Origin of the sequence: Pantoea sp. GABEPS69, assembly GCF_045780835.1 — a bacterium.
In the GTDB taxonomy this organism is placed as follows: Bacteria; Pseudomonadota; Gammaproteobacteria; order Enterobacterales; family Enterobacteriaceae; genus Pantoea; species Pantoea septica.
Genome location: NZ_CP118618.1, coordinates 1,339,328 through 1,351,275, shown reverse-complemented (window position 1 = coordinate 1,351,275; position 11,948 = coordinate 1,339,328). Strand labels below are relative to the sequence as shown.

General features: G+C 59.7%; 11 protein-coding genes and 1 riboswitch. Of the genes, 5 read left to right on the top strand and 6 right to left on the bottom strand.

Features of this window, described 5'->3' with window-relative positions:
• The first annotated feature begins 83 nt into the window (after nucleotides 1-83).
• Nucleotides 84-770: a GntR family transcriptional regulator gene (locus PVE98_RS06450; RefSeq protein WP_333620662.1), complete on the top strand. Its 687-nt coding sequence runs from the start codon at nucleotides 84-86 to the stop codon at nucleotides 768-770.
• Nucleotides 771-1,107: 337 nt separating this feature from the next.
• Here PVE98_RS06450 and fbaB read toward each other — a convergent pair whose 3' ends face one another.
• From fbaB to thiM, 3 genes are all read right to left on the bottom strand, one after another.
• Complete coding sequence (gene fbaB, locus PVE98_RS06445) at nucleotides 1,108-2,160, bottom strand: class I fructose-bisphosphate aldolase (protein WP_096073483.1); 1,053 nt, start codon at nucleotides 2,158-2,160, stop codon at nucleotides 1,108-1,110.
• A 147-nt stretch (nucleotides 2,161-2,307) separates the two neighbouring features.
• Nucleotides 2,308-3,108 (bottom strand): bifunctional hydroxymethylpyrimidine kinase/phosphomethylpyrimidine kinase, encoded by an 801-nt coding sequence (gene thiD / locus PVE98_RS06440; protein ID WP_033750269.1) that lies wholly within the window; start codon nucleotides 3,106-3,108, stop codon nucleotides 2,308-2,310.
• The gene (gene thiM, locus PVE98_RS06435) at nucleotides 3,105-3,899 is read right to left on the bottom strand and encodes a hydroxyethylthiazole kinase (protein WP_369826201.1); all 795 of its coding nucleotides are present in this window, start codon (nucleotides 3,897-3,899) and stop codon (nucleotides 3,105-3,107) included. The genes thiD and thiM overlap by 4 nt, the downstream gene beginning before the upstream one ends.
• A 34-nt stretch (nucleotides 3,900-3,933) precedes the next feature.
• A riboswitch (TPP riboswitch) is annotated at nucleotides 3,934-4,030 on the bottom strand.
• A gap of 181 nt (nucleotides 4,031-4,211) precedes the next feature.
• Here thiM and PVE98_RS06430 point away from each other — a divergent pair.
• Both PVE98_RS06430 and PVE98_RS06425 read left to right on the top strand, forming a co-directional pair.
• A complete protein-coding gene (locus PVE98_RS06430; protein ID WP_033750751.1) occupies nucleotides 4,212-4,409 on the top strand; it encodes a hypothetical protein in 198 nt (65 codons plus the stop codon).
• Between the two features lie 76 nt (nucleotides 4,410-4,485).
• Nucleotides 4,486-5,445, top strand: coding sequence for an AEC family transporter (locus PVE98_RS06425; RefSeq protein ID WP_096073485.1), 960 nt, complete (start codon nucleotides 4,486-4,488; stop codon nucleotides 5,443-5,445).
• A gap of 53 nt (nucleotides 5,446-5,498) precedes the next feature.
• Here PVE98_RS06425 and ahpF read toward each other — a convergent pair whose 3' ends face one another.
• Both ahpF and ahpC read right to left on the bottom strand, forming a co-directional pair.
• Nucleotides 5,499-7,067: an alkyl hydroperoxide reductase subunit F gene (ahpF, locus tag PVE98_RS06420; protein WP_096073486.1), complete on the bottom strand. Its 1,569-nt coding sequence runs from the start codon at nucleotides 7,065-7,067 to the stop codon at nucleotides 5,499-5,501.
• Between the two features lie 71 nt (nucleotides 7,068-7,138).
• A complete protein-coding gene (gene ahpC / locus PVE98_RS06415) occupies nucleotides 7,139-7,702 on the bottom strand; it encodes an alkyl hydroperoxide reductase subunit C (protein ID WP_033750273.1) in 564 nt (187 codons plus the stop codon).
• A gap of 287 nt (nucleotides 7,703-7,989) precedes the next feature.
• Between ahpC and PVE98_RS06410 the strand changes: the two genes are divergently transcribed.
• Entirely contained in the window at nucleotides 7,990-8,418 is a 429-nt protein-coding gene (locus PVE98_RS06410) for a GNAT family N-acetyltransferase (protein WP_096073487.1), read from the top strand.
• A 22-nt stretch (nucleotides 8,419-8,440) separates the two neighbouring features.
• Here the strand turns inward: PVE98_RS06410 and apbC are convergent, their stop codons facing one another.
• A complete protein-coding gene (gene apbC / locus PVE98_RS06405) occupies nucleotides 8,441-9,553 on the bottom strand; it encodes an iron-sulfur cluster carrier protein ApbC (protein ID WP_033750276.1) in 1,113 nt (370 codons plus the stop codon).
• 163 nt (nucleotides 9,554-9,716) lie between these two features.
• On the opposite strand from apbC, the gene metG reads away from it, so the two are divergent.
• A complete protein-coding gene (metG, locus tag PVE98_RS06400; RefSeq protein WP_096073488.1) occupies nucleotides 9,717-11,747 on the top strand; it encodes a methionine--tRNA ligase in 2,031 nt (676 codons plus the stop codon).
• Nucleotides 11,748-11,948: the final 201 nt, after the last annotated feature.

Here is an 11,948-nt window from a genome sequence, read left to right as displayed (position 1 = left end):
CGCTGGCGCAGTTGCAGCGCGCTGATTAGACTGACACTTTCCCAACGGGCTGGCTGCGGCCAGCCGTAATACGGATATGCCGCATGTCAATCGCCTATACCATCACCACCAGCGAACCGGTTAACCAGCAGATTTATCGTTATCTGCGTAAGGATATCGTGACCTGCGTCATTCAGCCGGGTTCGCTGCTGTCAGAAAAAGAAGTGTCGGCCCGGTTCAACGTGTCGCGTCAGCCGGTGCGCGAAGCTTTTATCAAGCTGGCGGAAGCGGGTCTGGTGCAGGTGTTGCCGCAGCGCGGCACCTTCGTGCGTAAAATCTCCGCGCGTCGCGTCTCGGACGGCCGCTTTATTCGCGAAACGGTTGAGGTGTCGGTAGTGCGCCGCGCGGCACTGGAGATAGAGCCGGTAGCGCTAATGGCGCTGGAGCACAACCTTCAGCTACAGAAAATGGCCGCCGATCGCCATGACAGCCAGGCGTTTCTCAGCCTCGACGATGAGTTTCACCGCCTGATTGCCGAGAGTATCAACTGCCTGCTGGCGTGGGAGACGGTAGAAAATATTAAAGCGGCGATGGACCGCGTGCGCTTTCTGACGCTGAGCGAGGTCTCGCCACCGGACAGCCTGATTGAGCAGCATGAAGAGATCCTCTCAGCGCTGAAAAACCACGATGCCGACGCGGCCGAAGCAGCGATGCGCCGCCATCTGCAGGAGATGATTTTCTCGATTACGCCGATTGCCGAGCGCAACAGCGAGTGGTTTGAGTCGCTGTAAACTGCACGCAACCATCAAAAAGGCCAGCGCTCAGCTGGCCTTTTTTGTCTCTGCGCCAGATGGCACGCCCCTGGCGTCCAGCGCTGTATAACGCCTTCGGCGAGGAACCCTGCTAAATTAGCCAGCCTGCCCACGCGCCACAACATTAACCTGCCGACAGGTACAGTCTGTTAACCCCCGTATGTCCGGTAAACTTAGCGACGAACACACGCGATTAAGCCGTCGGTGGCGAAGCCAGTTCACGCCCGGCTAGCGCGCAGGGCCTGGGAGCATACTCAGGTATGTGACCAGGACCGAGCACTGCCCGGGCGGGAAATGGCGAGCAAGCCAGGCTTAATCAGGCGATGGTGACCTCTTTCGACAAATAAACATCCTGCACCGCATTAATCAACGCCACGCCATCCTTCAGCGACTTCTTAAACGCCTTACGCCCCAGGATCAGCCCCATGCCGCCCGCGCGCTTATTGATCACCGCCGTGCGCACCGACTCCGCGATATCGGTTTCGCCCGCCGACGCACCGCCGGAGTTAATCAGCCCGGCGCGGCCCATATAGCAGTTCGCCAGCTGGTAGCGCACCAGATCGATCGGGCTATCCGTGGTCAGGGTGCTGTAGACGCGCTCGTCGGTATGACCGAACTTCACCGCCTTATAGCCGCCATTGTTCTCCGCCAGCTTCTGCTTAACGATATCCGCCCCGATGGTCGCCGCCAAATGGTTAGCCTGGCCGGTCAGATCGGCGCTGGCGTGATAATCGACGCCATCTTTCTTGAAATCGTTATTGCGCAGATAGGCCCAGAGCACGGTAACCATGCCCAGCTCGTGCGCGCGTTCGAAGGCGGCGGCTATCTCCTCTATCTGGCGGCGCGACTGTTCGGAACCGAAATAGATCGTGGCGCCGACCGCCACCGCCCCCATATTGAACGCCTGCTCGACGCTGGCATAGAGCGTTTGATCGTACTGCGTCGGGTAACTCAGAGTTTCGTTATGATTCAGCTTCACCATAAAGGGAATGCGATGCGCATAACGACGCGCCACTGACGCCAGCACGCCATAGGTCGACGCCACGCAGTTGCAGCCCGCCTCAATCGCCAGCTCGACGATATGTTTGGGATCGAAATAGTGCGGATTGGCGGCAAAAGAGGCGCCCGCAGAATGTTCGACGCCCTGATCCACCGGCAGAATAGAGAGATAGCCGGTTCCCGCCAGGCGGCCGGTGTTATACAGCGTCTGCATATTGCGCAGCACAGCAGGCGAACGGTTATTGTCGATCATCACGCGATCAACATAATCCGGACCGGGCAAATAGAGGTTTTCTGCGGGAAGCGCCAGACAGCGATGCTGAAGAAGAGAATCCGCGTCCTGGCCCAGTAACTGTACGATGTCCGTCATGTTAACTCCTGTCAGAAAAAGGTGATGCGCCGGCGCAGACCGGCGCGAGCCACCACAGCCTGAACGTCGCCGAATCGCGACGCAAATTGCTGACTCCATTTTTCAGACGGATCCGTAGCAAAATTGACCCGTTAAAGGCGTTTTACCCTACCACCAGCGATGAAAATGGTGCACCGGCCCAATTCCCTTGCCCACTTCCAGCGTATCGGCCTGCATCAGCGCCTGCTGCAGCCAGGCTTTCGCCTCGCGCAGCGTGTTTGCCCAGCTGCTATGGCGCGGACGCAGCGCCGCCAGCGCGGCGGAGAGCGAACAGCCGGTGCCGTGGGTATGGCGCGTATTGACGCGCGGCGCGGTAAAGCGCTCCGCGCCGTCACGGGTGATAAGCCAGTCCGGGCTTTCGCTGTCGCTGAGATGGCCGCCCTTCATCAGCACCGCCTGGCAGCCGAGCGCCAGCAGCGCTTCGCCCTGCTCCAGCATCGCCTCTTCGCTGTGCGCCGGCGCGCACTCCAGCAGCGCCGCCGCCTCCGGCAGATTGGGCGTAATTAACGAGACCTGCGGCAGCAGCAGCTCGCGCACGCTGGCGATAGCGTCAGGCGAGAGCAAGGGATCGCCGCTTTTCGCCACCATCACCGTATCCAGCACCACGAAAGGGATGTCGGCTCGTTTCAGCTTTTCCGCCACGATCTGCACGATGGCGGTTTCCGACAGCATGCCGATTTTCGCCGTGTCGATGCGCACGTCGCTGAGTACCGAATCAAGCTGCGCGCCCACAAAGTCTGGCTCAATACGATAAACCGACTGCACGCCGCAGGTGTTTTGCGCCACCAGCGCGGTAATGACGCTGGTGCCATAGGCGCCGAGCGCCGAAAAGGCCTTGAGATCGGCCTGGATGCCGGCGCCGCCGCTGGGATCGGTGCCGGCAATGGTCAGCGCGTTGATACGCTTCATGCGCGCGCCTCCTGTGCCAGCTGCCACAAGGCATCGATAAACAGCGCGGCGAAGCTGCCGGGTGCGGCAATCTGCGCGGCGGCGCGTTCGCCCGCCAGCGCCATGACGCGGCAGGCGCTGGCGACGTTGCTCAGCCGGTCGCCAGGCAGGCTGCAAAAGGCGGCCACCACGGCGGAGAGCGCGCAGCCGGTGCCGACCACGCGCGTCATCAGCGCGCTGCCGCCGGGTACGCTCAGCGTCTCCGTGCCGTCGGTGACGTAGTCAACCTCGCCGCTAATCGCCACCAGCGTCTGATGTTGCCGCGCCAGCTCGCGCGCCGCCTCCAGCGCCGCTTCCGACTGGTGCTGCGTATCCACGCCGCGTCCACCTGCGCCCTGCTGCGCCAGCGCGAGAATTTCAGAGGCGTTGCCGCGCACGGCGGCAGGCCGCAGGGCAAGAAGCTGCTGGCAGAACTCAGTGCGCAGGCGCAGCGCGCCGACCGCGACCGGGTCGAGCACCCAGGGCTTTTGCGCCGCGTCGGCGGCCTGCACCGCCGCCAGCATGGCGTCACGGCGATCGCGGGTCAGCGTGCCGACGTTGATCAGCAAGGCGTCGGCCACGGCGGCGAACTGCGCGGCCTCTTCAGGATCGATCACCATGGCGGGCGAGGCGTTGAGCGCCAGCAGGACGTTAGCGGTGATGTTCTGTACCACGTCGTTGGTCATGCAGTGCACCAGCGGCTGGCGCTGAACGAAGCGGGCGAGAACGGGCGCGAAGTGCGCATCGGAAAAACGTTGAGGTTGGCGGATCATCATAACTCCCAACCGGCGAGCAAGAAGGCGAATGCGGTCAGGCATCTGACTTCCCTACGCTGGCATTATCCAGATCAGGTAATACGGGTTTTTCTCAGCCTTCACGCAGAAGGGCACCCCGAGTCGAATGTTACGCCAGCAGCATAGGAGAGGCGGCAAACGAAAGCAATATACCTACCTCTTAAGAGGTATTACCAGTTAGCACGGTTCAGCATGATCTCGATCAACCAGTGGCGGCCGAAAAACAAGCCTAATGCTCCGGGCCCGCAAACCATGCTGTTTAATCCTGGCTATCCGTTTCAGAGGAACCTGATGAAACTGCTCTCGCTTATCCCGCACTGGCACCACTGGCAGGATGTTGTAATTACTCGTGCCAATGCCATTGCCCCGAATGGCAGAAGCTATTTTTCTACTCATATTACTGCCCGCTGCAGAAGCTGCGACCAGACGCTGCATCGCGTCTATTATCGCGATATCAGCGACGCGCAGGCGCGACGCTGGCTGGGCTAGAGAATGCGCTGCCAGGTGACGCTTTTCGCAACATCATGTTAGGCTGATGTTACCTGATGCCGATAACAGACGCGCTATGCCTGGCTTGCTTGATACCCTTACCCATCAGATTTACCTTTCCGCTCCGCTGTTTATTTTGATTTTTCTTGGCTACGCCCTGACGCGCGTTGGCAAATGGCCGCTAACCATCAGCGAAGGCATGAACCGCTTTGTCTTCAACGTCGCCCTGCCCTGCATGCTGTTCCGCGTAATGAGCGACTTCTACAAAAGCCCGCCGGTGGATGTGCGGCTGCTGCTGGCCTTTTTCGGCAGCTGCTTACTGATATTTATCCTCGGCCGCGTCCTGGGCGCGCGGCTGTTTAAGCTCGACGGCGTCGCGGGCACGGTTTTCGCGCTCGGCGGCATCTTCTCCAATAACGTGATGCTCGGCATTCCGGTGGCGACGGTGCTGCTCGGCCCGCAGGCGCTGCCGTCGGTGGCGCTGGTGCTGGTGTTCAACAGTCTGATCCTCTGGACGCTGCTGACGCTCTCGGTGGAGTGGGCGAAACAGGGCAGCTTCTCGCTGAAAGGCATCGGCCATACCCTGCTCAGCGTGGCGAAGAATCCGCTGATTATCGGCATCCTCAGCGGCACCGCCTGGAGCTTTTTAAAACAGCCGCTGCCGACGATCGCCGCCGAACCGCTGCGCATGCTCGGCTCTATCGCCGCGCCGCTTTCGCTGGTAACGCTCGGTATGAGCCTGGCGCACTATCGCGTGCGCGACGGGCTACGCGAAAGCTATACCATCTGTTTGCTTAAGCTGATTTTACAGCCGATGACCATCTGGGCGATCGCCTGGCTGGTGCATCTGCCGCCGCTGGAGAGTCGGGTTGTGGTGCTGCTCGGCTCAATGGCGGTCGGCGTCAACGTCTATCTGATGTCGCAGAAGTTCAACGTGCTGACCGGCCCGGCGGCGGCAAGCATGCTGTTTTCTACGCTATTCGCGGCGGTGACCACGCCGGTGTGGATGATGCTGATGTCGTGCGCGGGCTATTAAAAAAAAGCCCCGAGACAGAGGTCCCGGGGCCGTTGCGTGGCTATCGCAAAACGTTATTCAGCCGGTTTGGTGCGGATCAGGTAGTCGAAAGCGCTCAGGGAGGCTTTCGCGCCTTCGCCGCTGGCGATGATGATCTGCTTGTACGGCACCGTGGTGCAGTCGCCCGCCGCGAATACGCCTTTCAGGCTGGTTTCGCATTTCGCGTCGATCAGGATCTCGCCCATTTTATTGCGCTCTACCGCGCCTTCCAGCCAGGTGGTGTTCGGCAGCAGACCGATCTGCACGAAGATACCGCTCAGCGCGATGTCGTGCGCCGTCTGGTTGTTGCGATCGATATAGGCCAGGCCGGTAACTTTGCTGCCGTCGCCTTTAACTTCCGTGGTCTGCGCGTTCAGGATCACATCGACATTTTTCAGGCTGCGCAGTTTGTTCTGCAGCACCTGATCGGCGCGCATTTCGCCGGCGAACTCCAGCAGGGTCACGTGTTCGACGATGCCCGCCAGGTCGATAGCCGCTTCAACGCCGGAGTTGCCGCCGCCGATAACCGCGACGCGTTTGCCTTTAAACAGCGGGCCGTCGCAATGCGGGCAGTAGGTAACGCCTTTGGTGCGATATTGATCTTCGCCAGGCACGCCCATGTTGCGCCAGCGCGCGCCGGTGGCGATGATGATGCTGCGTGATTTCAGCACTGCGCCAGAGGCGGTTTCAATCGCGTGCAGGCCGCCCTCTTTCGCTGCCGGGATCAGCTTGATAGCGCTCTGGGTATCAATCACGTCAACGTCGTAGTCGTCAACGTGGGCGCGCAGCGAGCCAGCCAGCTTAGCGCCTTCGGTTTTCTGCACGGAGATGTAGTTTTCAATGTCTACGGTGTCGAGCACCTGGCCGCCGAAACGCTCGCCCATCAGGCCGGTACGGATGCCTTTACGCGCCGAGTAGATCGCTGCCGCCGCGCCTGCCGGGCCGCTGCCGACGATCAGCACTTCATAGGCGTCGCGCTTGTTCAGCTCTTCCGCCGCGCGCTTATCGGCATTGGTGTCGACCTTGCCGACGATCTCAGCGAGGCTCATGCGGCCCTGACCGAACTCTTTGCCGTTCAGGTAGACCGCCGGCACGCCCATCACGTTGCGCTCGGTAATTTCATTCTGGAACATGCCGCCGTCAATCGCCGTGTGCGAGACGCGCGGGTTGATAATCGCCATCAGGTTCAGCGCCTGCACCACGTCAGGGCAGTTGTGGCATGACAGCGAATAGTACGTTTCGAAATGCAGGTCGCTATCCAGCGAGGCCACCTGGTCAAGCAGGCTCTGCGTCTCTTTCGACGGATGGCCGCCGGTCTGCAGCAGCGCCAGCACCAGAGAGGTAAATTCGTGACCCATCGGCGAACCGGCAAAGCGCGGGCCGCTGTGCGAGCCAGGGTTGGTGATCAGAAAAGAGGGTTTACGCACCGGACGATCGTTCTCTTCGCGGAAGCTGACTTTTTCAGACAGGCTTGCGATATCCGCCAGCAAATCGCGAATTTCCGCTGATTTGGCGCCATCGTCCAGGGTGGCGATCAACTCAACAGGCTTGGTTAATTTCTCAAGGTAGGCCTTGAGCTGGGTTTTTAAATTTGTGTCGAGCATAGTGAGTTCCTGTCAGAAGAAATCGGGTGCCGCAGCACCCGATAGAGAAGATCGAAAAGCCGGTGTGGAAATTAGATTTTGCCAACCAGGTCCAGAGACGGAGCCAGGGTTGCGTCGCCTTCTTTCCATTTAGCCGGGCAAACTTCGCCTGGGTGAGAAGCGACATACTGAGCGGCTTTCACTTTACGCAGCAGGTCAGACGCGTCGCGGCCGATACCTTCAGCAGTGATTTCGATCGCCTGGATGATGCCTTCCGGGTCAACGATGAAAGTACCGCGGTCAGCCAGACCTTCGGCTTCGCGCATGATTTCGAAGTTGCGGGTCAGCGCGCCAGTCGGGTCGCCGATCATGGCGTACTGGATTTTCGCGATGGTTTCAGAAGAACCGTGCCAGGCTTTGTGGGTAAAGTGGGTGTCGGTAGAAACAGAGTAGATATCTACGCCCAGTTTCTGGAATTCTTCATAGTGGTCAGCCACGTCGCCCAGTTCGGTCGGGCAAACGAAGGTGAAGTCAGCCGGATAAAAGAAGAACACACTCCATTTACCTTCAACGTCTTTCTCAGTTACGTCGATAAATTCGCCGTTTTTAAACGCAGCGTTTTTGAACGGTTTGATTTTGGTATTAATGATAGACATCTGAAGTCCTCCGCTAAAAGATGTGATGTACGTTACAAAATTTTCGGGCCAACTTCTAATACGCAGTCGTTATCAATCAGATAAACGAAAGCTATCAAACGCGGCAAGCCGCACCGCTATTGACGCCGCCCCGGCATTCTACACGCAAAGCACCTTGATTTAACGCGGTTTATCTTTTCATCGCAGAACTGCTAGTTTTGTAGAGACGCTTATTGATAACGAGCCAGCGCCCTCTCTCCCGTTTGCGGATATGGCCAGCACTCTGATTGCCGTTAAGGGAGTTTACCGTGCAGATACGTTCTTATACCGAAGCCGATCGTCCGTTCCTGCGCACGCTGTTTCTTGCCGCGCGTCGCCATAACTGGCGCTGGCTCGACGACAGCCACTGGCAGCTGGAAGATTTCGACAGCGTGATCCTGGGCGAGACCGTCTGGGTGGCCGAGCTTGACGGCCACCGCGTCGGCTTTGCCGGCGTGCTGGAAAATGACAACTTCCTTCACAGCCTCTACGTCGATCCCGCTTATCAGGGCCGCGGCGTCGGCGCCGCGCTGCTGGAGAGAGTGCAGGCGAGTTTTACCAGCACCGGCGCGCTGAAGTGCCTGTTAATGAACAAGGCGGCGCAGGCGTTCTATTTAAAGCACGGCTGGAAGATTATCGCGCAGGGCGAGAGCGAGCAGGGAAAATATGTGCTGATGCACTTTCCGCTGGCGTCCTGAGCCGACGCCAGCGGCGCGCGGTTTACAGCGCGCGGAAGGCGATGTCGCCGGGGATCACTTCGCCCTGCCAGTAGAGGCGCGAGGCGACGCGGCCCGCCAGCTGGCGATAGAGCGCGGTAAATTCGCTCTCCGGTCGGCGGATCACCGTGGGTTCGCCGTCATCCAGATCTTCGCGCAGGTTGATATGCAGCGGCAGCTGCGCCAGCAGCTGCGTCTGATAGTCCGCCACCAGCTTTTCCGCGCCGCCGGTGCCGAAGATTGGCTCGTGGAAGCCGCAGTGGCTGCAGATATGCAGGCTCATATTCTCCACCACGCCGAGCACCGGCACGTTGACCTTCTCAAACATCACCATGCCTTTGCGCGCGTCGATCAGGGCGATATCCTGCGGCGTGGTGACGACAATCGCGCCGGTTACCGGCACGCTCTGCGCCAGCGTCAGCTGTATGTCGCCGGTGCCTGGCGGCATATCGAGCACCAGGTAGTCGAGATCCGGCCACAGCGTTTCGTTAAGCAGCTGCATCAGCGCCTTGCTCGCCATCGGCCCGCGCCACACCATCGCATTATCGTCGGTCACCAGATAGCCGATCGAGTTAGTGGCGAGGCCGTGCGCCATAATGGGCGCCATATGGGTGCCGTCCGGCGAGGTGGGACGTTCATGCTCGGTGCCCAGCATATTGGGCACCGACGGGCCGTAAATATCCGCGTCGAGAATGCCGACGCGCGCCCCTTCCGCCGCCAGCGCCAGCGCCATATTGACGGCGGTGCTCGACTTGCCGACGCCGCCCTTGCCGGAGCTGACGGCGATAATGTTCTTCACGCCGTTAACGCCGGGCTGGCCTTTGACGCGCTTCAGGGTAGCGATATCGTGGCGCAGCCGCCAGTCGATCGCCTGAGTGCCGGTCAGGCGCAGCAGTTCGGCGCTGGCCTGCGCCTTTAGCTCTTCAAACGCGCTCGCCCAGGCGAAGGGCATACAGAGTTCGATATGCAGCTTGCCGTCCAGCAGCGCCACATGGTGCAGCGCTTTCAGCGCGGTGAGGTTGCGATCGAGGGTCGGATGCCGGAAGCCGCTTAACACGCCCATAACCACGGCGCGCAGGGCTTCAGGTGAATGTGATGTCCGGGATTGTGCTGTCATCCCCACTCCTTGTTATTTTTTCTGTCGCTGGGTTCAGCGGTATCACAACAATGATATCAGATGTCGGCGCGGTCGACGCCAGACCGCCCTTGTGTTTACGCCCGCCAGGGCATGAGTTACCATCTAAGCCCGTTTTTTCAATCAACAGAAAGCTACGCAAACTATGACTCAAGTCGCTAAAAAAATAATGGTAACGTGCGCCCTGCCGTACGCGAACGGATCAATCCATCTCGGCCACATGCTCGAGCATATCCAGGCAGACATTTGGGTGCGTTACCAGCGAATGCGTGGCAATCAGGTCTATTTCATCTGCGCCGACGACGCGCACGGTACGCCGATCATGCTGAAAGCGCAGCAGTTAGGCATTTCGCCGGAGCAGATGATCGCCGAAATGAGTCAGGAACATCAGGTCGATTTTGCTGGTTTCAACATCAGCTACGACAACTATCACTCGACGCACAGCGACGAGAACCGCGTGCTGTCGGAGCTGATTTATACCCGACTGAAAGAGAACGGTTTTATTAAGAACCGCACTATCTCTCAGCTCTACGATCCGGAAAAAGGCATGTTCCTGCCGGACCGTTTCGTAAAGGGCACCTGTCCGAAATGCAAATCGCCGGATCAGTACGGCGACAACTGCGAAGTGTGCGGCGCGACCTACAGCCCGACCGAGCTGATCGAGCCGAAGTCGGTGGTCTCCGGCGCGACGCCGGTGATGCGCGACTCAGAGCACTTCTTCTTCGACCTGCCGTCGTTCAGCGCCATGCTGCAGGCCTGGACGCGCTCCGGCGCGCTGCAGGAGCAGGTGGCGAACAAGATGCAGGAGTGGTTCGAGTCTGGGCTGCAGCAGTGGGATATCTCACGCGACGCGCCCTACTTCGGCTTCGAGATCCCCGACGCGCCGGGCAAATATTTTTATGTCTGGCTCGACGCGCCGATCGGCTATATGGGCGCCTTTAAAAACCTGTGCGACAAGCGCGGCGATATCGATTTCGACGAGTTCTGGAAGAAAGATTCCACCACCGAGCTTTATCACTTTATCGGCAAGGATATCGTTTATTTCCACAGCCTGTTCTGGCCGGCGATGCTGGAAGGCAGCCAGTTCCGCAAGCCTAATAATCTGTTCGTGCACGGCTATGTGACGGTGAACGGCGCCAAGATGTCTAAGTCGCGCGGCACCTTTATTAAGGCGAGCACCTGGCTGCAGCATCTGGACGCCGACAGCCTGCGCTACTACTACGCCGCCAAGCTCTCTTCGCGCATCGACGATATCGACCTGAATCTGGAAGATTTCGTGCAGCGCGTAAACGCCGATATCGTCAATAAGGTGGTGAACCTGGCGTCGCGCAACGCCGGCTTCCTGACCAAACGCTTTAACGGTCAGCTTTCGGCCGAACTGGCGGATCCGGCGCTCTATCAGACCTTTGTCGACGCCTCTGAGAAGATCGGCGAAGCCTGGGCGAGCCGCGAGTACAGCCGCGCCATTCGCGAAATCATGGCGCTGGCCGATCTGGCTAATCGCTATGTGGACGAGCAGGCGCCGTGGGTGGTGGCGAAGGAAGAGGGCCGCGACGCCGATCTGCAGGCGATCTGTTCGATGGGCATCAACCTGTTCCGCGTGCTGATGACCTGGCTGAAACCGGTGCTGCCGAGCCTGAGCGAGCGCGCCGAGGCGTTCCTGAACAGCGAATTACGCTGGGAAGCTATCCCGCAGCCGCTGCTTAATCATCAGGTGGCACCGTTTAAAGCGCTCTATGGACGTATCGAAATGACGAAAGTTAACGCGCTGATTGAAGCGTCGAAAGAAGATGCCGCCGCGGCCAGCCAGCCAGCGACCGGCCCGCTGGCGGACGCGCCGATTGGCGATACCATTACCATTGACGATTTCGCCAAAGTCGATATGCGCGTAGCGCTGATCGAACACGCCGAGCTGGTGGAAGGCTCCGATAAGCTGCTGCGTCTGCAGCTCGATCTGGGCGGCGAGAAGCGCCAAATTTTCTCCGGCATCCGCGCCGCCTATCCGGATCCGTCGGTACTGATCGGCAAAATGACGATTATCGTCGCCAACCTCGCGCCGCGTAAGATGCGCTTCGGCGTGTCGGAAGGCATGGTGCTGTCAGCCGGTCCGGGCGGCAAAGATCTCTTTGTGCTCTCCGTCGACAGCGGCGCGCAGCCGGGCATGCCGGTTAAGTAAGGGAACTGGCTGTCGATTTGGCAGCCACGCTCAATGCCTCAGAGCGGGTGGCCTGGACCGAAGAGCAAAGCGTCCCGCGACAAGGATGTCGCGGGCCGAGCTGGCAGGGATGCCGCCTTTTGCGTCTTTGCGATCGGGCCAGGCCACCCGCGACGGGCACGTAGTTAAAGCCCCAGGGCGACAGCAATGTCGCCCTTTTTT